Annotated in this window: 20 protein-coding genes; 14 read left to right on the forward strand and 6 right to left on the reverse strand. The window is 65.8% G+C overall.

Annotated elements, in window-relative coordinates; all coding sequences use genetic code 11:
- Positions 1 to 60: 60 nt before the first annotated feature.
- The 4 genes from ABIC78_RS19775 to ABIC78_RS19790 are packed head-to-tail and all read right to left on the reverse strand — an operon-like array spanning position 61 to position 6071.
- Positions 61 to 1725, reverse strand: coding sequence for an Atxe2 family lasso peptide isopeptidase (locus ABIC78_RS19775; RefSeq protein WP_354491544.1), 1665 nt, complete (start codon positions 1723 to 1725; stop codon positions 61 to 63).
- A gap of 3 nt (positions 1726 to 1728) precedes the next feature.
- Complete coding sequence (locus ABIC78_RS19780) at positions 1729 to 4281, reverse strand: TonB-dependent receptor domain-containing protein (RefSeq protein ID WP_354491546.1); 2553 nt, start codon at positions 4279 to 4281, stop codon at positions 1729 to 1731.
- 60 nt (positions 4282 to 4341) lie between these two features.
- Positions 4342 to 5442 carry a FecR family protein gene (locus tag ABIC78_RS19785; protein WP_354491548.1) on the reverse strand — a complete coding sequence of 367 codons (1101 nt, stop codon included), beginning with the start codon at positions 5440 to 5442 and terminating at the stop codon, positions 4342 to 4344.
- Positions 5439 to 6071 (reverse strand): RNA polymerase sigma factor, encoded by a 633-nt coding sequence (locus ABIC78_RS19790; RefSeq protein ID WP_354491550.1) that lies wholly within the window; start codon positions 6069 to 6071, stop codon positions 5439 to 5441. The genes ABIC78_RS19785 and ABIC78_RS19790 overlap by 4 nt, the downstream gene beginning before the upstream one ends.
- Positions 6072 to 6444: 373 nt before the next feature.
- On the opposite strand from ABIC78_RS19790, the gene ABIC78_RS19795 reads away from it, so the two are divergent.
- From ABIC78_RS19795 to ABIC78_RS19860, 14 genes are all read left to right on the forward strand, one after another.
- Positions 6445 to 8487, forward strand: coding sequence for a conjugal transfer protein TraG (locus tag ABIC78_RS19795; protein ID WP_354491552.1), 2043 nt, complete (start codon positions 6445 to 6447; stop codon positions 8485 to 8487).
- A 2-nt stretch (positions 8488 to 8489) separates the two neighbouring features.
- Positions 8490 to 8894, forward strand: a complete 405-nt coding sequence (locus ABIC78_RS19800) for a ribbon-helix-helix domain-containing protein (RefSeq protein ID WP_354491554.1) — start codon at positions 8490 to 8492, stop codon at positions 8892 to 8894.
- On the forward strand, positions 8891 to 9895 hold the full coding sequence (gene trbB, locus ABIC78_RS19805; protein ID WP_354491556.1) for a P-type conjugative transfer ATPase TrbB: 1005 nt from the start codon (positions 8891 to 8893) through the stop codon (positions 9893 to 9895). Before ABIC78_RS19800 ends, trbB begins: the two co-directional genes overlap by 4 nt.
- 11 nt (positions 9896 to 9906) lie before the next feature.
- Positions 9907 to 10218, forward strand: a complete 312-nt coding sequence (locus ABIC78_RS19810; RefSeq protein ID WP_354491614.1) for a TrbC/VirB2 family type IV secretion system protein — start codon at positions 9907 to 9909, stop codon at positions 10216 to 10218.
- A complete protein-coding gene (locus ABIC78_RS19815) occupies positions 10218 to 10499 on the forward strand; it encodes a VirB3 family type IV secretion system protein (protein ID WP_354491558.1) in 282 nt (93 codons plus the stop codon). Before ABIC78_RS19810 ends, ABIC78_RS19815 begins: the two co-directional genes overlap by 1 nt.
- Positions 10493 to 12958 (forward strand): conjugal transfer protein TrbE, encoded by a 2466-nt coding sequence (gene trbE / locus ABIC78_RS19820; protein ID WP_354491560.1) that lies wholly within the window; start codon positions 10493 to 10495, stop codon positions 12956 to 12958. Before ABIC78_RS19815 ends, trbE begins: the two co-directional genes overlap by 7 nt.
- A 2-nt stretch (positions 12959 to 12960) precedes the next feature.
- Entirely contained in the window at positions 12961 to 13713 is a 753-nt protein-coding gene (trbJ, locus tag ABIC78_RS19825) for a P-type conjugative transfer protein TrbJ (protein ID WP_354491562.1), read from the forward strand.
- A gap of 129 nt (positions 13714 to 13842) precedes the next feature.
- Complete coding sequence (gene trbL / locus ABIC78_RS19830) at positions 13843 to 15147, forward strand: P-type conjugative transfer protein TrbL (RefSeq protein ID WP_354491564.1); 1305 nt, start codon at positions 13843 to 13845, stop codon at positions 15145 to 15147.
- Between the two features lie 4 nt (positions 15148 to 15151).
- On the forward strand, positions 15152 to 15985 hold the full coding sequence (trbF, locus tag ABIC78_RS19835; RefSeq protein WP_354491566.1) for a conjugal transfer protein TrbF: 834 nt from the start codon (positions 15152 to 15154) through the stop codon (positions 15983 to 15985).
- Complete coding sequence (trbG, locus tag ABIC78_RS19840) at positions 15982 to 16959, forward strand: P-type conjugative transfer protein TrbG (RefSeq protein ID WP_354491568.1); 978 nt, start codon at positions 15982 to 15984, stop codon at positions 16957 to 16959. The genes trbF and trbG overlap by 4 nt, the downstream gene beginning before the upstream one ends.
- On the forward strand, positions 16956 to 18152 hold the full coding sequence (locus ABIC78_RS19845) for a TraB/TrbI/VirB10 family type IV secretion system protein (RefSeq protein WP_354491570.1): 1197 nt from the start codon (positions 16956 to 16958) through the stop codon (positions 18150 to 18152). Before trbG ends, ABIC78_RS19845 begins: the two co-directional genes overlap by 4 nt.
- A gap of 10 nt (positions 18153 to 18162) precedes the next feature.
- Positions 18163 to 18396 carry a DUF2274 domain-containing protein gene (locus ABIC78_RS19850; protein ID WP_354491572.1) on the forward strand — a complete coding sequence of 78 codons (234 nt, stop codon included), beginning with the start codon at positions 18163 to 18165 and terminating at the stop codon, positions 18394 to 18396.
- Between the two features lie 481 nt (positions 18397 to 18877).
- The gene (locus ABIC78_RS19855) at positions 18878 to 20455 is read left to right on the forward strand and encodes an alpha-L-fucosidase (protein WP_354491574.1); all 1578 of its coding nucleotides are present in this window, start codon (positions 18878 to 18880) and stop codon (positions 20453 to 20455) included.
- Between the two features lie 33 nt (positions 20456 to 20488).
- The gene (locus tag ABIC78_RS19860; RefSeq protein ID WP_354491576.1) at positions 20489 to 22576 is read left to right on the forward strand and encodes a beta-galactosidase; all 2088 of its coding nucleotides are present in this window, start codon (positions 20489 to 20491) and stop codon (positions 22574 to 22576) included.
- A 954-nt stretch (positions 22577 to 23530) separates the two neighbouring features.
- On the opposite strand, the gene ABIC78_RS19865 is transcribed toward ABIC78_RS19860, so the two are convergent.
- Together ABIC78_RS19865 and ABIC78_RS19870 are read right to left on the reverse strand one after the other, a co-directional pair.
- The gene (locus tag ABIC78_RS19865; protein WP_354491578.1) at positions 23531 to 24538 is read right to left on the reverse strand and encodes an IS110 family RNA-guided transposase; all 1008 of its coding nucleotides are present in this window, start codon (positions 24536 to 24538) and stop codon (positions 23531 to 23533) included.
- A gap of 93 nt (positions 24539 to 24631) precedes the next feature.
- A protein-coding gene (locus ABIC78_RS19870) for an IS5 family transposase (protein WP_354491580.1) occupies positions 24632 to 25389 on the reverse strand; the annotation gives its coding sequence in 2 pieces (ribosomal slippage) (positions 24632 to 25056 and positions 25056 to 25389; 759 coding nt in all).
- Positions 25390 to 25472: the final 83 nt, after the last annotated feature.

Here is a 25472-nt window from a genome sequence, read left to right on the forward strand (position 1 = left end):
GTGAAAACACCGTCGATGACGCGCCACTGCATCATGCCGCCAGCGAACAATCAAAACCGATCAGACCGGAACAGCGACCTCATGAATAAGACGGGCTAGCGAGGACTGGACGCTGCGGCGATCCGACCAGTCCCGCTGATTGGCCTGGAGAAACCCGAAAAGGTCGCGCGGCTTGTCGCGAAGGGCAAACCACGGCGGCCGGTTGAAACTGAGCACAGCGAATCCGCTCGCCGCGAAAAGTTGAATGGGAAACTCGTCGGCGGTCCCACCGCGCAGGAAGCCGCGCGAGTCATATTGCACGACGATGAGCGGCACGGGATGGCCGGGACGATAATCGGCCGGAAGGACCAGGTCGGCAAAGGTGTCGATGCCAAAGGCATTGCGCCAGACCAGCCGCTCGGGCTGAAGCAACCGGATCGCCGCGAACTCGGGATTGGGATCGTAGATCATGCGCACATGACCGCTGTCCGGATCGACGCCGATCACATGGCGCGGCGTGGTGGCGCCTTCCGCCGTGCAGACCAGTTCGCGCGGCCCCAGCTGGCAGCCGAGCCAAGGGTCGGTTGTCTGGTGCAGGAGACGCGGGGCGCCTTTGTTCAAATCCCAGCGCAACAGCGCCATCTCGCTGCGGGCGACGCCTTGTCGCCTGAGGAACAGGATCGTGCGCGCGTTGCGTTTCCACATCGCGACCACATCTGTGCAAAGCGATTGCGGGCAAGGCCGTTCATGCCCCTCGACCATGACATGCAGGACATTCGGCTTGAACAGCGCATCGCGATCGACAGGTGCCAACCAGGCACGATCGGACGTGCTGCCGATCGGCAGCAGGTCGGTGGCGCCGATCGGCCAGCCGGGAGTGCCCGCCGGCTCGAGGACAAGGCGCTCCCTGTCTGTTGCCGGGTGCGTCATGCGGTCCGCCAGCGCGATCACGGCGATCTGGCTGGGCGTGGTCGATGGCGGGTGCGGGCGCCCTCCGGCCAGGGGCCAGAAGCGCCCATTGTAGCGCCAGCCATGCAGTCCCTCGTCGTCGATCCGCTGCTCCGCGTCGAGCAGGGCGCTGCGGCTGGCATAGACGATCGCGTCGCCGCCAGGCAGCCATTGGAAATCGTCGATCGATACCCCCGAACGCGTCAACTGCGTCTCGTCCGAGCCATCGGGCCTGATCACGAACAGCTGCATGACGCCGCCGGTCGCCTTGGTGAAGGCGAGCCTGCGGCCATCGGGCGACCAGCGCAGGACCGAAGGCACGGGTGCCCCCACAACCAACCCGGCAAAGCCATACTTGTCGAAGGACAGCCTGATGATTGCACCGCCATCGGCGACCCGCCGCGCCGGTTCACCGGTGTCCGTGTCCTTGATCAGGATACCGGTGCAATAGCGATTGGTTGCGGGATCGCCGCGGCGCAGCTGCAGCGCGATATGCCGGCCATCGGGCGACAAGGCCGCCGGGGGGCCGGCATACGTATCGAACTGCATGCCCCCGAAGTCGCGCAGTTGCACGAGATCGAGCGCGGTGATGGGACGCTGCGCCGCGAGAGGCGCTGGTGCCGACGCGGGTGGCAGCAGGTCGCAGGGCGTCTGGTTGGCCAGGGCTGCGACGGGGACCAGCGTCAGGCCAAGCGCAAGGCTAGCCACCGCGCAGCGTAACGCGCCCCGCACGCGCTGTCTCAAGGCCGGTTCGGCGACCGGCCCCGATCCTGCAACCGCAGGAGAGTGATCGGCCATCGCTTACCACTCCTTGGTCAGCGAAAGGCTGACGAAGCGGCCGATCGCGGACTGGTTGGTGGAATCGTAACTGACATAATAGTCCGCGACGGCGCGCGCATAGGCCGGCTTGTCGTTGAACAGATTGCGCACCGCGAGCGCGAAACCCACGCCGGGGATCAGCCCTTGCGGGGAGGCGCGGTAGACCAGGGCAAGGTCGACGGTCGTCTGCGAGGCAACGCGGACTGCCGGGCTGCTGCGGGTATCCTCGACAGAGCCGGTGTAGTTGGCGAAGGCCGACGCGCTCAGGGCGCCGCGTGTCCAGGTCGCACCGGCGCGACCCCGCCAGTGCGGCGGATTGAAGATCGTGCCGGCCAGCTCGGTAACCGGCAGCGAGGGATCGAGTTGCTGCCGCGACTGCAGCCAGGACGCCGAACCGTTGAACAGCAGCGTATCGCCCGAGCCAAGATCGGCCTCGTACCGCGCGGTGAGATCGACACCCCGGATCTTCTGGCGCGCGACGTTGAAGAAGGCGTTGTAGACCGCGGCGACAACAGCGTTGGGGTCATAGGCAAGGCCCGAATAGTTGAAGAGAGGCACGGGCGCTGCGGCGATCAGCGCCGCCTGCTGGGCTGCAGAAGGGTCGGGGTCGACGAAACGCGTGAGGGTTTGCCCGCTCAACGCGGTATAGAAATCGGTGCCCTGGAACGGCTGCGCGACCCGATCGCGATAGGATATCTCGAAATAGCTGCCTTCCACCTGCAGCCTGGGCACAGCGCGCGGATGCACGGTCGCGGTCGCCGACCAGGACGTGGCGCGCTCGGGCTTGAGCGCGCGATTGCCGCCATTGACCAGCAGCACCGTCGCATCGGCCGGGTAGCCCGTGCCACCCAGTGTCGTCGCGGCATAGAGAAAGGCATATTGCGGCTGGTATTGCTGGTAGAGTGTCGCCGCCTTGAACGACTTGCCCCAGGATGCCTTGAAATCGATATCCGGGCTCGGCGCGTAGATCGCGCCCAGCTTCGGCGTTAGAACCGAATCGATCCCAGGATACCTCTCGTAGCGCAGGGCACCGGTCAGCGACAGGCGGTGGATAGCGGCGATCCCCTGTCCTGGTGCCACCAGCGGGACGTAGATTTCGCCGAACCCATAATAGCTGTCCTGATGGGCATCGATCGGCGCGGGCAAGCTGACCGACCGGTTGAGATAGCCATTGTCGCGATAGCCCGCGCCGGCGGCAAACCGGATCGCGCCCGCGGGGAGATCGACAAGGTCGCCTTGCGCGCTCGCCTCGAGCGACTTCACCGAATTGCAGTAACAATAGGGATAGGCGCTGACCGCACCGTCCGCCGTGATGGTGAACTGCCTGGTGTCGGTGTGGTCCTGGCCATAGACGCCGCTCAGGGCAAAGGCCAGCGATGGGGTCGCCGCGAACGTCAGCGAGGGCGCGATCGCGAAAGACTGGTTGGTCGGCTCGGTCGTATAGCGCGAACTGCCAGGGACCTGCAGGACCGTGGCCGAGCGCCGCCAGTTGTAGAGCCCGTCGACGCTGAACGTCAGACGCGGCGCCAGCTCCTGGTGGAGGCTCAGCACCCCGCTGTGCCGGGTAAGGCCCGGCAGCAACGTGGTGTTGCCCGGCATATACTGGGTAAAACTGCGCTGCCGCGCGGTGATCGCGGTATCCTTCTCGAAATCGTACGTCGCGATGAGGCCGCCACCGTTCCAGGTGGTTCCCGCAACGAGGCTATACTGCTGCTGCGTGTCGCCGCCATCGGTGGCGCCGCCGAGCCGTGCGGTGGTCGAAACGCCGTCGTAGTCCTTGCGCAGGATGATGTTGGCCACGCCGCCGACCGCGTCCGAGCCATAGACCGCCGAAGCGCCATCAGCCACGATCTCGATGCGCTCGACGGCCGCCAGCGGTATCGCATTGACGTCGATCGCCTGGGTGAAGGAGCCATAGGCAAGGCGGTGGCCATTGAGCAGCGTCAGCGTTGCATCCGGTCCGAGCCCGCGCAAGTTGATGCTCGATGCCGAATTCTGGTTGTTGTTGCTGCCCGGCGCACCGGGCGCGACGCCCGGGTTCTGGCCGCCGGCAAAGCTCTGCGGCAGCGTGCGGACCGCTTCACCGAGATCGGTCTGCCCCGCCCGGACGATGTCGCGGCTGCTCAGGGTTATGACCGGCGAGGCTGGCGGTGCGCCGCGGATGCGCGAGCCGGTCACCACGATCGCGCCGGTGTCCGCCGCGTTGTCCGCACCGCCTTGCGCTGCCGGCGATCGCCCCACGACGAGGACACTCCCGTCACGCTCCAGTGCGACCAGGCCGCTGCCCGCCAGCAGCAGGTCGACCGCCTCGCGGACCGTATAAGTGCCATCGATCGGCATGGCCGACTTGCCGGCGACGACAGCGGGGGTGAAGATGATCTCGCGCCCGGTTGCGTTGCCCAGGGCGCGCAAGGCATCCCCGAGACTCTGGGCGGGCAAGTGCAGGTCCTGGCGTGCTTCCTGGGCCGCAGCCGGAACGGCCAGCGCCCACAGGCTCGCGGCGAGCAAGAATGCATTCGATTTGTTGTGTTTCATGGATACCCCCATGGCCTCGTTGCGGGCCGTTCAGGGGTATCCATGCCGTCCCAACGGAATTTATGAGGGCGGGCAGGAATTTTTTACGTCGGGGCTGCAGCGGCGGGCCAGGACAAGGCCGGAAGGGCTGTCCACGAGCGCAAGATCGAGCAGCGCAGCGAGGTTTCCGGCAAGGCGGGCCGGCTCGCGGATGCGGAACGTGCCCGACACGCGCAGATCGCCCAGCGCGGGATCGGCCAGGCCCAGGGGCCGGTCGGCGTAGCGATTGGCTTCCGCGATGAGCTCGCGCAAGGGCACGTCCGTGAAGTCGCGCAACGCGCTGGGCCAATCGGTGCGGGCCAGTGGCCGCGCCGTTGGCAGCGCCGCCTGACCAGCCCCGCCAATGGCGAGACCATGACCCGCGCTCAGCCGCGTTACCGCGCCGCTGCCGCCTTGGGAGGAAGTCGGCGGAACGCCACGGGCGGGCGGCTGGCGGACGTCGACCACGCCTTCGATGAGATCGACACTGGCCCCGCCCGCGCCGCGCAGGGCGACGTCGAAGATCGTGCCGCGGGCCAGGATCGTACCGCCGCCAGCGGTCACGACGAAGGGGCGCTGTTCGTGGGCGACGAAGAAGCGCGCGCGCCCGCGCAGCAGAGCCAGGTCGCGCTGCCGCGCCGACAGCGCGACCTGCACCCGACTGTCGGCATCGAGGATCAGGCGCGACCCGTCGGCGAGGCGGAACGCCCGCACGTCGCCGTGCGCAGTGACCAGGCTGGTTGTCTCCTCGCCTTGCCGGCCCAGGCCGCTTGTCACGATCAACGGATGGCGCGGCCCCATGGCGCGCATGGCCGTCGTGGTGAGCGCGATCAGCACGGGCACGGCGACGGCGAGAAGCAGCAGCACGACCACCGGACTGCCGACGAGGCGCCCGAGTATCGCCGGCATGGCCCTCTGGGCGGATGGACCGGCATCCGGCGCGGCGGCAGCCAGCTTGAGCCCCTTGCCGAGACTGAACACTTCGCTGACATGATTGTAGGCTTGGCGATGCGCCGGATCGGCTTGCAGCCAGGCGTCGAAATGCGCCCGCTGCGCTTCGGCTTCGGGCCCGCGCATAAGCGCGAACCACATGGCCGCATCCTCGCGCAGTTCGCGCATCCGCAGTCGATCGATCTGGGTCATTCGGTTTCGAGAGCCGTGGAGATGTGGGCCAACGCCCGTCCGACATGATACTGGACGGTCGGAATGCTGATGCCGAGCCGCTCGGCGATTTCGCGATAGGTCAGCTCGTCGACTCGGTGAAGCAGGAATGCCGCGCGGGTTCGCGCGGGGAGGCTCTGCACCGCCGCCGCGTAGCGCGCCATGACATCGGCGTGGGCAAGCGCGTCCTCCTGGGCGGCGGGCACGGCGATGTCGCCAGCCTCGTCGATGGCCATATGGGCTGTCGCCATTCGGCGCGCACGGCGCCGGCTGCGCTCGAACAACAGGTTGCGCGCGATGCGCTGCAGATAGGGCGCGGGATGGGCCAGCCCTTCGCGGGCCATGAAGGCGGTGAGGCGCGCGAAGGCCTCCTGGACGAGATCGGGCGCGTCGTCAGGCTCGCCAAGGCGGCGCCGGAAGAAACGGGCGAGGCGCGGCGCTTCGGTGCGGTAAAGCCCCTCGATCCTGGCGGCATTGCCCCCCTGCGCGTCATCCGGGGCAGCATCGGGATTCGGCTCAGCGGCCCGCGCGGCGATACGGCGTTCGCCGGCAAGCGCCCGAGCATGTCGCATTGGCATGGAAACGCACGACCTCGACGGGCCAGCAGTCATCGTGCTCCGGGACAATCCGGAGTTGGCGATAGCGAGCGACGCGCGAGGTCTTCGGAAGCGACCCCTGCCACCCGACCACAGGGACGGGTGTGGTGATGCCTGGCAAATCAGGAGGGAGGCGGGTGCCGGCGATCAGCGCCTCCGCCGCGCATGATACGCAAACCCATCCGGCACGCAAGACGTGGCAGTCTCGCGGCAGGTCGCGGTCCATGCCGTCGCAGCGGTCCAGCCCGCCCCGCCACCCCATTCCGGTCACGCGCGACATCGGCGCGATGGCGCGGGACCGCCGCCAGTATCTGATGTCAGGAGCGGGCCTGTGTGATCCTGGCCCGTGACCGCTCCCTTGCAACTTCGGGTGCGGTCGGAGGCAGGCATGACCCCGACCAAACTGCTCATCGGTCAGATCTTCATCGTTTTCGCGATCGTCGTCGCGAGCATGTGGGCAGCCACGCAGTGGGCAGCCGCCCAGCTGGCCTACCAACCCGAGCTGGGACGTCCCTGGTTCGCGCTGCTCGGCACGCCGATCTACCGTCCCTGGTCGATCTTCCCGTGGTGGTTTTCCTTCGACGCTTACGCGCCGACGATCTTCGACAAGGCGGGGGCCATCGCGGCCATGGGCGGGTTCCTGGGCTGCGGCGCGGCGGTGTTCGGTTCGGTCTGGCGCGCGCGCCAGTCCGGCAACGTCACCACTTATGGCTCGGCCCGCTGGGCGACCCCCCAGGACATCGCCAAGGCAGGGTTGCTGGGCACCCGAGGCGTCGCCATTGGCCGCGTCGGCAACCAGTACCTGCGGCACGATGGTCCCGAGCATGTCATGGCCTTCGCGCCCACCCGCTCGGGCAAGGGTGTCGGCCTGGTCGTGCCGACCCTGCTGTCCTGGACCGGCTCGGTCATCGTCCACGACATCAAGGGCGAGAACTGGGCGCTTACCGCCGGGTGGCGGTCGCGCTTCTCGCATTGCCTCCTCTTCAACCCGACCGACGCGCGCTCGGCGCGATACAACCCCCTGCTCGAAGTGCGGCGCGGCCCCGATGAAGTGCGCGATGTCCAGAATATCGCGGATATCCTGGTCGACCCGGAAGGCGCACTCGAACGCCGCAGCCATTGGGACAAGACCAGCCACGCCCTGCTGGTCGGTGCCATCCTGCACGTCCTCTATGCCGAGGAAGAGAAGACGCTGGCACGCGTCGCGACGTTCCTGTCCGATCCGCAACGCCCGTTCACCGCAACCCTGCGCCGCATGATGACCACCAATCATCTCGGCAGCGACGAAGCACCGGCGGTCCACCCCGTGGTCGCTTCGGCAGCGCGCGAACTGCTCAACAAGAGCGAGAACGAGCGCTCCGGCGTGCTGTCGACAGCCATGTCGTTCCTTGGCCTCTATCGCGATCCGACTGTCGCCGCTGTCACCAGCGCCAGCGACTGGCGGATCGCCGATCTCGCCGAAGCGCCGCATCCGGTCTCGCTCTACCTCGTCGTGCCCCCTTCCGACATCAGCCGCACCAAGCCGCTCATCCGCCTGATCCTCAACCAGATCGGCCGCCGCCTGACGGAGAAGCTGCAGGCGGGCCAGCCGGAGACCCCTGGCGCGGCCAACCGGCATCGCCTGCTGATGATGCTCGACGAGTTTCCCGCGCTGGGCCGGCTCGACTTCTTCGAAACCAGCCTGGCCTTTCTTGCCGGCTATGGCGTCCGGGCATTTCTGATCGCCCAAAGCCTCAACCAGATCGAGAAGGCCTATGGCGAGCACAACGCCATTCTCGACAATTGCCATGTCCGCATCGCCTTTGCGAGCAATGACGAGCGCACGGCCAAGCGCATTTCCGACGCGCTGGGGACGGCCACCGAACAGCGGGCCATGCGCAACTATGCCGGCCATCGCCTCGCACCCTGGCTTGCCCATGTCATGGTCAGCCGCCAGGAAACGGCGCGCGCCCTGCTGACGCCCGGCGAAGTCATGCAGCTCAGCCCGGCCGACGAACTGGTGCTGGTAGCAGGCTCTCCGCCGATCCGCGCCAGGAAGCTGCGCTATTACGAGGACCAGGCGTTTGCCGAGCGGGTCATGGCCGCGCCACTGCTCGACGACGCTGGCTATCGGGATCTTCCGCCCGCACGCGGCAACCCCTGGGCAGGCCAAGTGCGCGGTGCCGACGTTCGCCTCGCGGTCGCGACCGATGCGCCCGTCCCCGCCGTAGACGGCGGCCCGGAACAAGCGCGCCATCCCGCGCCCGAGATCGAGCCGGCGCCGCCGATCGCGCCAGAGCCGGTCGATCCGCTCGGCCTGGGCGATGACGATGACGACAGTGCTGCCGAGCGCAGGGTCATGGATCGTGTGCAGGCGATAAGTGCCGCACGCGCGGTCTACGCGCTCGATGCCGGCAGCGCCCGCACCGATGACCTGCAGCTGGATTTCTGACCATGGCAGCGCGAGTCCGCCACCAGTTGTTCCTGCCGGCGCCGCTGAGCGCCCGGCTCGAAGCGCTCGCCGCGAGGCCCGGTGCATCCAAGTCCGCGATCCTCGCCGATGCCGTCACCGCCTGGCTCGATCGCCGCGACACCTCCGAACTGGAGGACCACTTCGCGATCCGGCTGGACCGGATGAGCCAGGCCCTGGGTCGGAGTGAGCGCGACATCCATGTGATCCTCGAGACACTCGCCCTGTTCATCCGCTTCGAGCTCTCCATCCAGGCGCCACTGGCCGAAACCGATCAGGCCGGCCGGGCCTTGGCTGCCAAGCGCTTCGAAGCCTTCGTGCAACAGGTCAGCCGCCAGGTGGCCCTTGGCCGCCGAACACTTGCGCCGATGTCGGAGGGCCAGCCATGACCGAAAGCCTGTCTGCGCAGCGCCGCAGGCGCATGCTCATCACGGCGCTCGGCGCCGACATCGCGCGGGCCATGGCCGACCCTGCTGTGGTGGAGATCATGGTCAATCCGGACGGCGCCTTGCGCCTTGACCGGCTTGGCGAGGGCCGCACGCAGACCGGCAGGCACCTGCCATGCGAACAGGTCGAGCGCATCGTCCGCCTCGTTGCCAGCCATGCCCGGGCTGAGGTCCACGCCGCCTGGCCGATCGTCTCCGCCGAGCTTCCCCCCCATGCCGAGGGGCGGGCCGGCGAACGCTTCGAAGGTGTGCTACCGCCGGTATCGCGTGCGCCCTGCTTTTCGATCCGCAAACCCGCACAGCGCCTCCATACGCTCGGCGACTATGTCGCGGACGGCTTGATGAGCGAGACGGTGGCCGGCGTGCTGCGCACAGCGGTCAGCGCGCGCCACAACATCCTCGTCGCTGGCGGCACCAGCTCGGGCAAGACCACGCTGGCCAATGCGCTTCTCGCCGAGATGGCGCCCGGGAATGCGAGCGGCGATGCCCGTGTCATCCTGATCGAGGACACCCGCGAGCTCCAGTGCCCGCTACCTGATACGGTCGCGCTGCGCACCCGCCCGCCGCATGTCACGATGACCGACCTGGTGCGATCGACGCTGCGCCTGCGCCCCGACCGGATCATCGTGGGCGAAGTCCGCGGTCCTGAGGCGCTCGATATGCTCAAGGCCTGGAACACCGGCCATCCCGGCGGCGTGGCGACGATCCACGCCAACAGCGCGGCGGGTGCGCTCACCCGCCTGGAACAGCTCTGCCAGGAGGCGGTGATCACGGTGCCGCGCGCCCTCATTGCCGAGGCAATCGATGTCGTCGTGTTCATCGCCGGGCGCGGCATCGACCGCCGCGTCGCGACCGTCGCGCAAGTAACCGGCCTCTCGCTGCAAACCGGCCACTACGAACTCACCGATCTCATCCACCCCCCAGTCGAGGAGAAATGTTCATGACCCGTTTCCCAATGCGCACCCATGGCCTGCGTGTCGCGTGTGGCACACTTGCCCTGACGCTTGCCAGCAAGGCCCAGGCCGCAGGCTCGGGCATGCCGTGGGAAGAGCCGCTCCAGAAAGTGCTCGAGTCCGTGCAGGGACCGGTGGCCAAGATCGTGGCTGTCATCATCATCATCGTCACGGGCCTCACCCTTGCCTTCGGCGAGACAGCCGGCGGATTTCGTCGCCTCATCCAGATCGTGTTCGGGCTTTCGATCGCGTTCGCGGCATCCAGCTTTTTCCTCTCGTTCTTCAGCTTCGGCGGCGGGGCGCTGATCTCGTGATGGCCCCGAGCGCCCCCACCGCCCAGCACGTCGCGGGCTTCGACGTGCCGATCCACGGCGCGCTGTGCAGTCCGTTGCTGCTCGGCGGCGCACCGCGCGGCATCGCGATCGTCAATGGCACACTGGCGGCCGCGGTCGGGCTGGGTCTCCAGCAGTGGATCGCCGGTCTCGCGCTCTGGGCGGTCGGGCACAGCGTCGCGGTGGTGGCCGCGCGCCGCGACCCCAGCTTCGCCCCGGTCCTCCTGCGTCATCTTGCCCAGAAGGGATATCTGGCATGCTGAGCCTGCGGGAATATCGCGCCCGTGCCGATCGCCTCGCCGACCACCTGCCATGGGCGGCCCTGGTCGCGCCTGGCGTCATCCTCAACAAGGATGGCAGCTTCCTGCGCGTCCTTGCCTTCCGCGGACCCGATCTGGAATCGGCGACGGAGGCCGAGCTGGTCTCGGCCTGCGCGCGGGCCAACAATGCCCTCAAGCGCCTGGGCAGCGGCTGGGCGCTGTTCTTCGAGGCCGAACGCCGCGAGAGCCACGCCTATCCCGACAGCGACTTCCCTGATCCCGCGAGCTGGTTGGTGGACGCGGAACGCCGCGCCGCCTTCCAGGCCGAAGGCGCGCATTTCGAGAGCCGCTACCACCTCACCCTGACCTGGCTACCGCCGGGCGATGCGCAGGACAACGCCGGGCGCTCGCTCGTCGAGCATCCCGATGCCGACAAAGGGCGCGACTGGCGAGGCGCGCTCGCGCAATTCATCGCCGAAAGCGATCGCCTGCTCGACCTGCTGTCAGGGTTCATGGCCGAGGTCCGCCCCCTGGACGATGACGCCACGCTGACCTTCCTGCACGACACCATCTCGGATCGGCGCCATCCGGTGTGCGCGCCCGAGACGCCGATGTACCTCGACGGTCTGCTCGCCGACACGCCGCTGGTAGGCGGGCTTGCGCCGCGGCTGGGCAGCCTGCATGTCCGGACCCTAACCATCCTCGGCTTTCCGAGCCTCAGCCGGCCCGGCATTCTCGACGCGCTCAATCACCAGGACTTCGGCTATCGCTGGGTCACCCGCTTCATTGCGCTGGACAAGACGCTGGCCACCAAGACTCTGACCAGCCTGCGCCGGCAATGGTTCAACAAGCGCAAGTCGGTCACCGCACTGCTGCGCGAGGTGCTCTACAACAGCCCCGCGCAGCTGCTCGACAGCGACGCCGACAACAAGGTGGTCGATGCCGACGCGGCACTTCAGGCGCTCGGCGGCGACCATGTCGCCTTCGGCTATCTCACCGCCACCATCACGGTCACGGACGAACAGCTCGGGGCGGTCGAGGAGAAAGTTCGCAGGGTCGAACGCATCGTCAACGGCCTTGGCTTCACCTGCGTTCGCGAGGGGCTGAACGCAGTCGAAGCGTGGCTCTCGTCGCTACCCGGGCAAGTCTATGCGAACGTGCGCCAGCCTCTCGTCCATACCTTGAACCTGGCCCACCTCATGCCGCTCTCGGCGGTCTGGGCCGGACCGGACGCCAACCGGCACCTTGCCGGCCCACCGCTATTGATGGCCAAGACCGTCGGCGCGACGCCGTTCCGCCTCTCGACCCATGTCGGCGACGTTGGCCATATGATGGTGGTGGGGCCGACCGGCGCCGGCAAGTCGGTGCTGCTGAGCCTGATCGCGCTCCAGTTCCGGCGCTACCCGCGTGCGCAAGTCTACATTTTCGACAAGGGCAATTCGGCCCGAGCGGCCGTGCTGGCGATGGGCGGGGTGCATCATGCGCTCGGTACCATGGAGGCTGACGGTCAGGCACTCGCCTTCCAGCCGCTCGCCGGCATCGACGAAATGGCTGAACGCAGCTGGGCAGCGGAGTGGATCGCCGCCCTGCTCGCGCACGAGCGGATCGCCGTCGATCCGGCGGTGAAGGACGCCCTATGGACAGCGTTGGGGAGCCTCGCCTCAGCGCCGCGCGAGGAACGGACCATGACGGGTCTTGCGCTTCTCCTCCAGTCGAATGCCCTGCGCATCGCGCTGCAACCCTACACGCTGGAGGGGCCGTACGGCGCGCTGCTCGATGCGGCCGAGCAGACCCTCGCGCTAGCCGATGTCCAGTGCTTCGAGACCGAAGCACTGATGGGGCAATCCGGGGTAGTCGCTCCGGTGCTGACCTACCTCTTCCACCGGCTCGAGGAACGCTTCGACGGCCGCCCCACCTTGCTGATACTCGACGAGGCCTGGGTCTTCCTCGACCATCCACTCTTCGCCGCGCGCATCCGCGAATGGCTCAAGACGCTGCGCAAGAAGAACGTCGCGGTGCTCTTCGCGACGCAGAGCCTGGCCGATATCGCCGACAGCAACATCGCGCCGGCGATCATCGAAAGCTGCCCGCAACGGATCTTGCTGCCCAACGACCGGGCGATCGAACCCCAGTCGCGCGCCGCTTACGAGCGGTTCGGGCTCAACGACCGGCAGATCGAGCTGGTCAGTCGGGCCACCCCCAAGCGGCATTATTATCTGCAATCGGCGCGCGGCAATCGCCTGTTCGAACTGGGCCTGGGCCCGATCGCGCTGGCGCTCTGCGGTGCGTCCGATCCCGCCAGCCAGAAGCGCATCGACGACCTTCTCGCCGAGCACGGCACGGAAGGCTTCGCCGGCCACTTCCTGCGCGCCGCCGATCTCGGCTGGGCCGCCGACCTGACCGGCGCGTTTCCCGACGCCGCGCCATCCCGCGCCTCCCAACCTCCCGCCCCTGGAGAATGACCATGACCAGACTGCTCTCTTTCAAGAAGCCACTCATCGCCAGCGCACTCGGCTGCGCCGTCACCGGCGCGCTCGCCCTTGCCTCGCTCGCACCGAGCGAGCCCGCCCGGGCGCAATGGACCGTGTTCGATCCCGCGAACTACGGCCAGAATATCCTCACCGCCGCGCGCACGCTCGAGCAGATCAACAACCAGATCCGCATGCTGCAGAACCAGGCGCAGAGCCTCACCAACCAGGCGAAGAACCTGTCGACGATCCGCTTTCCCGAGTTGCAGGCGCTCCAGCAGACCATGCGCCAGATCGACCAGTTGATGGGCCAGGCGCAGGGTATCCAGTTCAAGGTCGCCAGCCTCGACCAGCAGTTCCGCTCGCTCTACCCCGACAGCGTCGCGCCAAGCCTGTCCACCAGCCAGCAGGTGCAAAGCGCCCGGACGCGGATGGACACGGCTCGCGCGGCCTTCGAGCAAACCATGGCCGTGCAGGCGCAGGTCGTCGAGAATATCGCCACCGATCAGGCGGCGCTCGCTGGCATCGCCGCGCGGAGCCAGAGTGCCGAAGGGGCGCTGCAGGCCAGCCAGGCGACCAACCAGCTCCTCGCGCTTGTCGCCAAGCAGCAATTCCAGATCCAGACGCTGATGGCCGCGCAATACCGCGCCGAGGCGATCGCACGGGCAAACCAGGCCCAGTCGCGAAGCGATGCCCAGAGCGCGTCGGCAAAGTTCCTCGGCTCCGGCAGCGCCTACACGCCGCACTAGGCGCAGCCGGCCAGGACGGCGGCGATTCCCCACGCCTCTCTCGCCGCCGTCGCCGCTGGGTCCGGTTCCCGCTCCCCAGAACCGGGCCCTGCGGCATCCTTCGAACCCAGCATCAGGATGCAAAGCCCCATGGGCGACCTCAACATCATCGACCATTTCATGGCGGCTTTCATCCGCTACATCGACAGCGGGTTCGGCCTGCTCGGCGGCGATGTCAGCTTTCTGACGCGCACACTGATCGCGCTCGATGTCACGCTCGCCGGGCTGTTCTGGGCGCTAGGCGGCGAGGACAATGTGCTGGGCCGCCTGATCCGCAAGATCCTCTACATCGGCGCCTTCGCGTTCATCATCAACAGCTTCGCCACGCTGTCCGACATCATCTTCCGCTCGTTCGCCCAGGCTGGCGTGACGGCGGGCGGCGGAACGATCACGGCCGCCGATCTGCTCAAGCCCGGCCGCCTGGCCGGGACCGGCTTCTCGGCCGCCTGGCCACTGCTGCAACAAATCAACCAGTATCTCGGCTTCACGACTTTCTTCGACAACTTCCTGACCATCGTGGTGCTCCTGGTCGCGTGGGTGATCGTGATCCTCGCCTTCTTCATCCTCGCCGTGCAGATGTTCGTCACGATCCTCGAGTTCAAGCTGACGTCCCTCGCCGGGTTCATCCTGGTGCCCTTCGCGCTATGGAGCCGCACCAGCTTCCTCGCCGAGCGCGTGCTGGGCAATGTCGTGTCGTCGGGCATCAAGGTCATGGTGCTCGCCGTCATCGTCGGTATCGGCTCCAACTACTTCACCCAGTTCACCACCGCGCTCCAGGGCCAGGAACCCGACATCGGCCAGGCCATGAGCCTGGTGCTGGCGAGCCTGGCTCTTCTCGGACTCGGCATTTTCGGTCCCAGTATCGCCTCGGGCCTGGTCGCGGGCGCGCCGCAGCTGGGGGCAGGCGCTGCATTCGGCACCGTGCTTGGCGCGGGCGGAGCCCTCTACCTTGGCGGCGCCGGGGTGGCCGGTGCTGCGCGCGGCCTGGCTGCCGCCGGCCTCGGCGCCGTGCGGGCCGGCACCGCGATGGGATCGGCAGCCTCGACCGCCTACACGCTCGGGCAGCAGGGCGCCGGCTCATCCAGCGTCGGCGCCGGAATCGGCGGCATGGCCAGCGCCGCAACCGGCGCCGCGCGGTCGCGCTTGTCGGCCGCACTCGGTCTTGGCGAAGCGGCCGAGTCCGGTCGCCGGGCCGCGTTCAATGCCATGACCGGGCAGAAGGCATCCACCACTTCGGAATCTGAGGATGGTTCATCGTCGATGCCCGGATGGGCGCGCGCGATGCAAACCCAGCAGAGTGCCCGCCACCACCGCCAGACCGCCCTGCACGCCGTGCAATCGGGCGATCGTGGCGGACACGGCGCAATCCCCGACATCAAGGAAAGAGAGGACTGACCCCATGCTCGCGAATTCATCATTGTTCAGGCGCGCTGTGCAGCGATACGGCCATACCCCCGAGCCAGAGACGCCCTATCAGCGGGCCGGACAGCTTTGGGACGAACGCATCGGCTCAGCCCGTGTTCAAGCCCGCAACTGGCGGCTGATGGCTTTTGGTTGCCTTGGCCTCGCCACAGCACTTTCGGGCGGCCTGCTGTGGCAATCGCTGCAAAGCCGTGTCGTGCCTTATGTGGTCGAGGTCGACAAGCTGGGCGAAGCGCGCGCCGTCCAGCCCGCCGACAAGGACTACCGGCCGACCGACAGCCAAGTTGCCTGGTTCCTCTCCCGCTTCATCGAGCATGTGCGGTCGGTCTCGCTCGATCCGGTGCTGATGCGGCAGGACTGGCTTTCCGCTTATGACTTCACGACCAAGCGCGGCAGCCTGTTCCTCGGCGATTACGCCCGCGCCGCCGATCCGTTCGCTCATATCGGGGAGCGCACCGTCTCGGTGCAGGTCACCAGTGTGGTGAGGGCCTCGGACAAATCGTTCCAGCTCAAATGGGTCGAGACCGCCTATGAGCGCGGCGCCCAGGCAGGAACGGCGCATTGGACCGCGATCCTGACCATCCAGATGGTGCCGCCGACCAGCGCCGATACGCTGCGGAAGAACCCATTGGGCATCTATGTCGATGCCATCGACTGGAGCCGCGAACTCGAGCCGGTTGCTTCTTCCCCAGCACCACCAACGGCTGTCACGCCGGCGCGCGGTGCGCTGCCGCCGCCGGCCAGCATCCCTACCAGCTCGCCGCTCGATCCCAATCTCGGTGCCGCCCCCAATCAGGAGACCCTGCCATGAAAACCGCTTTTCTCGCGGTGACGGCACTGGCCGTCGCTGCTCCCGCTGCCCCCCAGACCACGTCGACCGCTCCGTCATTGCCTGCCAAGGCAGCGGCGCCATCGGCCGTTGTCGCGAAGCCGCCGAGCGGACCTGTCAATCCGCCACCAAAGGCTGCCACGCGAGTGCCGCGTCGCCGTCCTATCTCCCCTTCCCCAGCCGAACGGCGTGTCCGGGCCGCCAATCACGCCGCGACACTCGAACCGGCGACCGGCAGCTATCTCAATGCCGTGCAGGTCTTTCCCTACAGCGACGGCGTGATCTACCATGTGCTGACCGCGCCCGGGCAAGTGACCGACATCGCGCTCCAGCCCGGGGAAGCGTTGGTGGCGGTGGCGGCGGGCGACACCGTACGCTGGGTGATCGGCGATACCACGTCCGGAGGGAGTGGCAGCGGTTCGGGCGAGGCCAGGCGTACCCATGTGCTGGTCAAGCCATTCACGGCCGGGCTCGCCACCAATGTCATCATCACCACCGATCGGCGGACCTATCATCTGGCGCTGACCAGCACCGCACACACGGCCATGGCGGCGCTCTCGTGGACCTATCCGCAGGACACGCTCATCGCGCTCAAGGCGGCTGCTGAAACCGTGCGCGCGGCGCAGCCGGTGGCGACTGGGCTTGCCGTCGACCAGTTGCACTTCGACTACACCATCTCCGGCGACACGCCGACTTGGCGACCGCTGCGCGCGTTCGATGACGGGCGCCAGACGTTCATCGAGTTCCCGGCCAGTCTCGGCCAAAGCGAGGCGCCGCCCTTGTTCCTGGTCGATGCCAAGGGCAAGGCCGAGCTGGTCAACTACCGCGTGCAGGGGCGCTACTACGTCGTCGACCGGCTCTTCGATGCGGCGGAGCTGCGCCTTGGACTCAAGCACCAGGACGTGGTGCGGATCAGCCGGACCGGTGAAGCAAGCCACCCGCGGAGGCCGTCGTGACCGAAGCAGCCGCGACACCGCCCGCCAAGCTTGACCCCGAGAGCCTGGCGCTGCGTGCGCGACCGCCGCGCGCGATCCGGTTCAAGCGCAGCGTCATCATTGCCATCGCGGCCGCAGGATCGATCAGCCTCGTGACGGTGACCTGGCTGGCGCTGAAGCCGCGCCTGTTCCACGGTGCCGCAGGGCAGGAGGATCTCTCACAGCCCAATCAGCGTCCTACCAGCGACACGTTGAACGGATTGCCGGCAAGCTACGGCGATGTGCCACGGCTCGGGCCGCCCCTGCCTGGCGACCTTGGCAAGCCGATCCTCGATCGCCAGCAGCAGCTTGCGACCGCGATCGACCCGAGCGATCAGCAGCGCCAGCAGGCCGAAGCGGCTGAGCGTGAGCGCCAGCTCGCCGAGGTGAAGGCAGCGCGCGAGTCCGGTCTGCTGGTGCAGAACCGGCAGGCCGCGACCGCGACCCAAGCACCGGCGCCAAGCGTATCGGCCGCAGAGAGCGCGCAGGCCAGTCAATCCCAACTGACGCTCGATCCTGCAACCGATCCCAATGCGCAGGGACGCAAGGAAGCCTTCGTCGGCAACCTCGATCCGCGCGGCGACGTCAATCCTCATGTCCTGACGCCACCACCATCACCATATACCCTGTCGGCGGGCAGCGTGATTGCGGCGAGCCTGATTACCGGCCTGCGCTCCGACTTGCCGGGGCTGGTCACCGCGCAGGTTACCGAAAACACCTACGACAGCGCCACGGGGCAGATCCTGCTCATTCCGCAAGGCGCGCGTCTGATCGGCAGCTACGATTCGGTGGTGGCCTTCGGGCAGAGCCGCGCGCTGATCGTCTGGCAGCGGATCGTCATGCCTGATGGCAGTTCAATCCGGATCGACAACGTGCCCGCCACCGATCCGGCCGGCTATGCTGGCCTGGCGGACAAGGTCGATCGCCATACGTGGTCGCTGCTCAAGGGTGTGGCAATCTCGACCATGCTCGGCGTAGGGCCGAACCTGACCTTCACCGGCGAAAGCGACCTTGTCCAGGCAATCCGGGAATCGACGCAGCAGAACGTATCCCGTGCTGGCGATCAGATCACATCCCGCAATCTAAAAATCCAACCCACGATCACGATACGGCCCGGCGCGCCCGTGCGGCTTGTCGTGCATCGCGATCTGATCCTGGCTCCCTGGAAGCCATAGGAGGCCTTCGATGCCCGAACTCAAGCTGGCCCGCATACCCGATCGCACGCCGATCAAGCTGACGGTCATGGTCATGCCCGACCTGCACGTCGCGCTTACCGATTATGCCCGGATCTACGCCGACACCTATGGCCGCGAGGAACCCGTCGTCGAGTTAATTCCAGCAATCTTGTCCACGTTTCTAGACAGCGATCGCGGCTTCGTCCGCGCGCGCGAAGCCCTAGCCCGCGAGAAGTCAAAATGACGCCGTCGTCGGAGGAATGCCACTGAAACCAGCCGGTCGACAAGTGGCCAGATGGTTTCGAGCTAGCCCGGTCATTGCCGCGTTGTGGGCTTGGACGCACCGCATAAAGAACAGGGCCATCAACAATCGGCGCGAAACAGCCGTTGCGGGTCTCGAGCCGAGGCGCCGGCGGGGCGGCATCAGCTGCCGAGCCACCCGCCGGCCATGCCGTGGTTCGTCTCAGCAACACCAAGTCTACTGCGGCGACCAACTCCTTTGGTGCTTCATGACCTTTCCTCGCCTAAGTTTGCGGACGCTTGGCACTGTCAAAAGCTGGCGCACTATGTTAGCGCTATCTCAAGCATGCCTGCAAATATGGCAGTTTGTCGATTCGCTCGGCAGAAATATATGAATTCAAAGATTCATTTACAAATATGATAATCAAGCAAGCACGGAGGCAGGCTTTCGTACCTTTTGCCGTCGCGCGCCAGGCGAGGTGAAAATGGACACGATTACCAAGCGCGATCTGCTGCGGGTATCCGTGGCAACTACGCTCGGCCTTGGCGCCGCCGGTGTGAATGCCACCGCGCTGGGCCAAAGCGCCGGCCTGCAGGACGCTGCCCCCGAGCCCGGCCTTCCCCCGATTGCCGAGGGGCGTTTCGATTCCAGCGTGGCGTCGCTCAAGACCTATCAGACGCCGGACTGGTTCCGCGACGCCAAGTTCGGCATCTGGTCGCACTGGGGCGTCCAGGCCGTGCCCCGACAAGGCGATTGGTATGCCCGCTTCATGTATGTGCCGGGCCATCCGCACTATGACCATCACTGCAAGACCTATGGGCACCCTGCGGAATCCGGCTACAAGGATATCATTCCGCTGTGGAAGGCCGAGCGTTTCGATCCCGAAGCGCTGATGGATCGCTATGCCGCCGCCGGCGCGAAGTATTTCGTGTCGATGGGCGTGCATCACGACAATTTCGACCTGTGGAAGTCCACCCATCACCGCTGGAACGCGGTCGCGATGGGGCCACGGCGCGACATCGTGGGCGAATGGCAGCGCGCCGCCCGCCGCCGCGGCCTCAAGTTCGGCGTTTCGGAACACTTGGGCGCAAGCTATACCTGGTGGCACCCCAACGGCCTTTACGACCAGTTCTGGCCCAAGCTGGGCGTGGCCTATGACGGGGCCGATCCGGCCTATGCCGACCTCTATCATGGCAACCATGACGAGCCGTTCCGCAACACGCCGGAAAGCTGGTACACGCAGAAGACGGCCTATCACCGCATGTGGCTGCGCCGGTTGCGCAACCTGGTCGACAATTACGAGATCGACCTGCTCTATTCCGACGGCGGCCTGCCGTTCGGCGAGATCGGACGCTCACTTGTCGCGCATCTTTACAACACCAGCATCGCGCGCCGTGGGCGGCTCGACGCAGTCTATACCTGCAAGGATTCCGGCTCGGGCGAGTTCCACAAGGAAGCCTGCGTGCAGGATGTGGAACGCGGCGTGATGAACGGCATCCATCCGCTGCCCTGGCAGACGGACACCTCGAACGGCGACTGGTTTTTCGCCGAAAATTCCGATTACAAGACGGCCCGGCAGATCATCGCCATGCTGGCCGATATCGTCAGCAAGAATGGCAACATGCTGCTCAATGTGGTGCAATATGCCGATGGCAGCCTGCCGCCGCAGTCAGACCAACTGCTGGCCGATCTGGCCGCCTGGATGAAGATCAACGCCGTTGCGATCCACGGCACGCGGCCCTGGCACGTCTTTGGCGAAGGGCCCACCGAAACCGCCTCGGGCATGTTCAAGGAAAGCGGCGACTATACCGCCCAGGACATCCGTTTCACCACGCGGGGAGAAACGCTTTACGCGCTGACCATGACCGAAGCGACCGGCCCGGTGGCCATTGCCGCGCTGGCGCAGGGCAATCCCCACGAACGCCGCCAGGTTCGGCGCGTGCGCATGTTGGGCCATGGCGGCCGGGCTTCGTTCCGGCAGACCGACCAGGCGCTGGTAATCGATCTGCCCGCCGCCAGCCCCACCCGCCAGGCCACCGTCTTCGAAATCACCTTCGCCTGAATTCATCGCGTTTTGCCAAGGATCATTGGACCCATGCCTCGCCGCTCCACCGCTTTCGTCCGCGCCGCCCGCACGGCTGCCACCCTGGGCCTGGCCATCGCCCTGCCCGCCATCGCCGTGCCGCCACCGGCCGCCGCGCAAAGCGCACAAGGGCATCCTGATTGGCCCGGCGCCGGCGATCTGTTTGTCGGCACGTGCTACCAGCCGATCGATCGATCGCCCGCGCAGATCAAGCAGGACATCGCGATCATGAAGGCGGCCGGTTTCAACATGGTGCGCATGGGCGACCTGTCGTGGGACTCGTTCGAACCGGAAGAAGGCCGCTTCAACTTCGAATGGTTCGATGATGTCATCGCGCAAATGCACAAGGCCGGCATCAAGGTGATTGTCGATATCCCCGGCCAACCCGCACCGATCTGGCTGCACAAGGCCTATCCGGGGGTGGACCTGGTCAACCAGGAAGGCGCCCGGCTGCATCCGGCCACGCGCTATTGGGACAATATCAGCGATCCCGATTACCGCCGCCTGATGCGCCGCATGGCTGAAAGGATCATGCAGCGCTATGCCCATAATCCGGCGGTCATCGCGCTGGGTTACACCAACGAGATCGGCAACGGCCAAATGTCGTTTTCGGAGGCCGACCGGCAGCGCTTCATCTCCTGGCTCCAGCGCAAGTACGGCAGCATCGAAGCCTTGAACAAGGCCTGGGCAACCCAGCGCTGGTCGCGCCGGATCAACAGCTGGGATCAGGTCGACGTGCCCTATCTCCACGGCCCCGGCCCCAACGAACGCTATCTCGACCTGCACCGCTATTGGTCGGATGACACGGTGGGCGCGCTGCGCGAATTGGAAGCCGTGCGCAAGCAGTTTGCCCCCAACCTGCCCGTGGCATCGAACTTCTGGCCGACCGCCTGGGGCAAGGGCTTCGACTATCTGCGCGCCTGGGAAGGCATTTCCACATATGGCGCGCAAGGGTTCTATCCCGGCGAACCGGTGGGCGCGGCGTTCGAGGTGATGATGAACAAGGCGGGCCACACCACCCCGGTGTGGTTCAACGAATTCACCGCCGGCGGTGGCGGTTTCTACGGTACGCCCGGCCGTTCGCGCATGTGGGCCTATTTCGGGCTGATCTATTATTCACAGACATTCTTGGCCTGGACATTCAATTCGCACAGCGGCGGGGAAGAGCAGGCGCTTTTCGGCCTGGTCGATCACGATGGGCGGCCATCGTGGAAAGTGGACGAATTCGCCACGATCGCCCGTGAATTCAAGGCGATTAAGGCGCTCGGCTTCCCGCGCTATCATACACCGCAAGTGGCCCTGCACTATTCCTTCGACACCAACTGGCTGACCTCGCCACCCGAGGGGCCCAACACCATGCAGGAATACTTCAAGGGCAAATACCAGGAACAGGTGAAGGCCGGCTTCGAACCGTTCTACCGCGACAATATCGACACGGCAGTGATCGACATCGGCCACGATGCCATCGACAAGTACAAGCTGGTGGTGCTCTCCAGCGCCTATGTCATGGACCAGGCCACGTCAGACGCGATCCGCAAGTATGTTGCCAATGGCGGCACCGTGATTATGACCGGCTATTCCGCGAAAGTGGACAGCACGGCCAAGTGGTTCGAAACGCCCCTCCCCGGCGGTTTGACCGATGTGTTCGGCCTGCGCACCAACGAATTCTATCGCGCGCCACAGCCGCTCAAGGTCTCGTTCGCCGGGCAGGCGCTGACCGGCACCGACGACTACTATGAAGTCCTCGAGCCCTCTACCGCGCAAACGCTGGCGACGTTCGAAAACACCCTCAAGCGCAGCCCCGCAATCACCGTCAACCGCTTTGGCAAGGGCCGCGCGATCTATCTTGCCACCGCGCCGCAGGCGGCTCTGCTCGGCCCGCTGGTCCGCTCGCTCTATGCCCAGCTTGGCATCGCGCGCGGCCCGGAAACGCCCGAAGGCGTCGTCGCGCGTGAGGTCGATGGGCGCACGCTCTACGTCAACACCACGCCCGCCCCGATCTCCGTGCCCATCGCGGGTTCCAAGACCGGCGCGATCAGCAAGCAACGCTACACCGGGCACCTCGATCTGCCGGGCTATGGGGCAGAGATCGTGGAGTGAAGGAACCGCCGTTTGACTGCCGCCATATCTCATATAATGCAAATCCGCCCCGAACCGGGAAAGGCGAAGCATTGATGCGAACAGGTCCCAAAGCGAGTTAATCCGCGCCCGCAGTGGAGAAGGCTTTCGAGATGCCGGAGCTTGTCGCCAACCGCTCCGATGGCGCGTTGATCGGTGAAATCGCGGTGCAACTGGGCAGATCCGTTGGCTAGATTTTTCGCATCGGCGTTGTCATGAAAAAAATGGGGAACTTGCGCAAATCGCGCAAGGGTGATCGGTATTCGGTGACCTAGGAGTTCCTTGATCTGGCCTATCGCGTGACCCACGCGACTGACCTGGTCGAAAGCGCAACACCGGCTATGCCCCAGCTGGCAATAGATACGGCGTAAGTTTGGCAGCTGGTGGTGATCGACGACAGCGCGGGCAGGATAATCGCCCCCAAACAAAACCCGGACATGCGTGGCGTCTCGCTAGCTTGGGGGCGGCCGTGGACATCCTCAGCAATGCTCGGGCCAAGCCCGGCTGGTGTTTTCACCCGAAGAGCTGCGGGATCATGCCATTGATCAGGCATCCCGCCTGATGCCCCCCTCGCGCGCAGCAACATTGGGGGTAGCGGTTCGCCACCATCCGCCGCCGTGGTCACGAGCTACGCAAAAGCCCCATACCACGTGGCATAACCGATATCAGCTTTGCGGTATTAGGCTCAGGATCTGTAATTGCAGAGCTAGGCGGTGCGATCCCTTGAGGGTTTCATGGATCTGTCCGCACTGGCCGGACCGGAGCCTGGTCGTGCTGTATCGGGTCTCACAGAAGCGAACGTTGCATTGACTCGAAGCGGGCTTATTGGCCCATCCGGTAACCTTCGCAGATCGTTCGTCCCTGCGTTCCCTCGCGGGACACCGCCCTCGGATCAGCTCTGACGCTTCACCGCTGGCAAACAGCTTCTACCTTACCTCATGCGTGGAACAAAGTACCATCGCGCAGCATGGCATGCATGATGACCGCGAGGCGGCGTGCGAGCGCGACGCGGGCCTTTTTCAGGCCGCGACGCTTGGCGATCTTCATGGCCCATGTCTTCAGGGCAAAGGTCTCCCGGCTTCGGGTAAGGATCGAGTTGGCGGCTTCGTAAAGCAGCTTGCGCACGGTCCCGTCACCCTGTTTGGTAATCCGGCCCGTCCAGTCGAGTTCGCCCGATTGATGCCGTCGGGGTACCAGGCCGAAGTAGGCGCCGGCGTTGCGCGATTGTCGGAAGCGGCCCGCCTCGTCGATTGCAGCTGCGAAGGCAGCTGACGTCTGCACGCCGACGCCCGGTATGGTCATCAGGATTTCACAGGCCTGTGACTGACTAGCGATAACGCGCAACCGCCGATCCATTTCCTTGATCTGTTCCATCAGCTCCGCACGTACCGACAACAATGAAGCGATGGCGTCACCCAGACCAGGAATGTGGGCGGCCTGCATGATCTTCTCGAGGAATGCCTTTCCTTGGCCAGCGCCAGGGCGATAGCCAAACGTGGCGCAAAGACCGCGGATCATGTTGTCGAGCCGGACGCGCGCTTCCACCAGATGGCTGCGCGCAGTGATGACGCTGCGCACACCATGCGCTGCTGGCGATTTGACGTGAACTTCCTTGTAGAAGCCTGTTCGTGCCAGCTGGGCGAGCCCGGCGGCATCGTGTGGATCAGTCTTGTTCGCCTTCATTGCCTTCAGGCTCTGGTGCGCCTGGCGGGCATCGATGCACACGACCGCGACGCCCAGTTCGCGAAGGCCCAGGCAGATCGCAGGCGACATACGCCCTGTTTCGATCGCGGCTCGCTCGATAGGGCCATATCGCTCGAGCATCATCGCTATGGCCTCAGGGGAACTCTCCACCTTCTCCGACACGAGCTTCCGACCATTTTCGTCAACGATGCAGACCTGCGTGGTTTCCATCGACAGGTCCAATCCGGCATAATGCTTCATGGCTGCTTCCTTCCTTCAGGGTTCGACAACCAGAAGTGTGCGCCTCTACCGAGGCCCGAGGGAAGCAGCCGCAATTACACGATGACTCGTTGATCACAGCCAGAAGAGCACGGTCGCGGCAAGAGCGAGTGCAGAGAAGAAGACGGTCGGGCATCGGTCGTAACGGGTTGCCACGCGGCGCCAATCCTTGAGGCGGCCGAACATGATCTCGATGCGGTTGCGCCGTTTGTACCGGCGCTTGTCGTATTTGACGGGAAAGGAACGGGATTTCCGCCCCGGGATGCAAGGCTTGATGCCCTTTTGCTCCAGCGCATCCCTGAACCATTCGGCATCATACCCCCGGTCAGCGAGCATCCACTTGGCCTTGGGCAAATCATCGAGCAAAGCCGCAGCGCCCGTGTAATCGCTGATCTGGCCAGCGGTGATGAAGAAACTCAGCGGGCGACCATTGGCATCGGTGACGGCGTGCAGCTTGGTGTTCATGCCGCCCTTGGTTCGTCCGATCAGGCGTCCGAGATCCCCTTTTTTACCCCAAGGCTGGACGCCGTGCGGTGAGCCTTGAGATAGGTCGCATCGATCATGACAGTCTGGGGCTCGGCCCTCTGGGCTGAGAGACCTTCCATCATCCGGGCGAACACACCCATCGCACCCCACCTTTTCCAGCGGTTATACAACGTCTTGTGCGGCCCGTACTCCCTCGGTGCATCACGCCAGCGCAGACCATTTCGGTTGACGAAGATGATCCCGCTCAGGACCCGGCGGTCATCCACCCGTGGCTTGCCGTGGCTCTTCGGAAAATACGGCGACAGACGCGCCATCTGCTCGTCCGTCAGCCAATACAGGTCGCTCATGTTCAGTCTCCTCCCGGAGCCTGAATCACATCACGTCCATCCAATCAATGGGTCCTGAGCCTAGCTGGACCGATGAGATGACT

It is taken from the genome of Novosphingobium sp. 1529 (genome assembly GCF_040544855.1).
In the GTDB taxonomy this organism is placed as follows: Bacteria; Pseudomonadota; Alphaproteobacteria; order Sphingomonadales; family Sphingomonadaceae; genus Novosphingobium; species Novosphingobium capsulatum.

Excerpts from the sequence above, each read along its gene's own strand:
- trbJ (WP_354491562.1), top strand. The coding sequence starts at position 12,961 with ATGACCAGACTGCTCTCTTTCAAGAAGCCACTCATCGCCAGCGCACTC.
- ABIC78_RS19775 (WP_354491544.1), bottom strand. The coding sequence starts at position 1,725 with ATGGCCGATCACTCTCCTGCGGTTGCAGGATCGGGGCCGGTCGCCGAA.
- trbG (WP_354491568.1), top strand. The coding sequence starts at position 15,982 with ATGAAAACCGCTTTTCTCGCGGTGACGGCACTGGCCGTCGCTGCTCCC.
- ABIC78_RS19865 (WP_354491578.1), bottom strand. The coding sequence starts at position 24,538 with ATGAAGCATTATGCCGGATTGGACCTGTCGATGGAAACCACGCAGGTC.
- ABIC78_RS19785 (WP_354491548.1), bottom strand. The coding sequence starts at position 5,442 with ATGACCCAGATCGATCGACTGCGGATGCGCGAACTGCGCGAGGATGCG.
- ABIC78_RS19800 (WP_354491554.1), top strand. The coding sequence starts at position 8,490 with ATGGCAGCGCGAGTCCGCCACCAGTTGTTCCTGCCGGCGCCGCTGAGC.
- trbF (WP_354491566.1), top strand. The coding sequence starts at position 15,152 with ATGCTCGCGAATTCATCATTGTTCAGGCGCGCTGTGCAGCGATACGGC.
- trbE (WP_354491560.1), top strand. The coding sequence starts at position 10,493 with ATGCTGAGCCTGCGGGAATATCGCGCCCGTGCCGATCGCCTCGCCGAC.
- trbB (WP_354491556.1), top strand. The coding sequence starts at position 8,891 with ATGACCGAAAGCCTGTCTGCGCAGCGCCGCAGGCGCATGCTCATCACG.
- ABIC78_RS19815 (WP_354491558.1), top strand. The coding sequence starts at position 10,218 with ATGGCCCCGAGCGCCCCCACCGCCCAGCACGTCGCGGGCTTCGACGTG.
- ABIC78_RS19790 (WP_354491550.1), bottom strand. The coding sequence starts at position 6,071 with ATGACTGCTGGCCCGTCGAGGTCGTGCGTTTCCATGCCAATGCGACAT.
- ABIC78_RS19860 (WP_354491576.1), top strand. The coding sequence starts at position 20,489 with ATGCCTCGCCGCTCCACCGCTTTCGTCCGCGCCGCCCGCACGGCTGCC.
- ABIC78_RS19850 (WP_354491572.1), top strand. The coding sequence starts at position 18,163 with ATGCCCGAACTCAAGCTGGCCCGCATACCCGATCGCACGCCGATCAAG.
- ABIC78_RS19855 (WP_354491574.1), top strand. The coding sequence starts at position 18,878 with ATGGACACGATTACCAAGCGCGATCTGCTGCGGGTATCCGTGGCAACT.
- trbL (WP_354491564.1), top strand. The coding sequence starts at position 13,843 with ATGGGCGACCTCAACATCATCGACCATTTCATGGCGGCTTTCATCCGC.
- ABIC78_RS19810 (WP_354491614.1), top strand. The coding sequence starts at position 9,907 with ATGCGCACCCATGGCCTGCGTGTCGCGTGTGGCACACTTGCCCTGACG.
- ABIC78_RS19795 (WP_354491552.1), top strand. The coding sequence starts at position 6,445 with ATGACCCCGACCAAACTGCTCATCGGTCAGATCTTCATCGTTTTCGCG.
- ABIC78_RS19780 (WP_354491546.1), bottom strand. The coding sequence starts at position 4,281 with ATGAAACACAACAAATCGAATGCATTCTTGCTCGCCGCGAGCCTGTGG.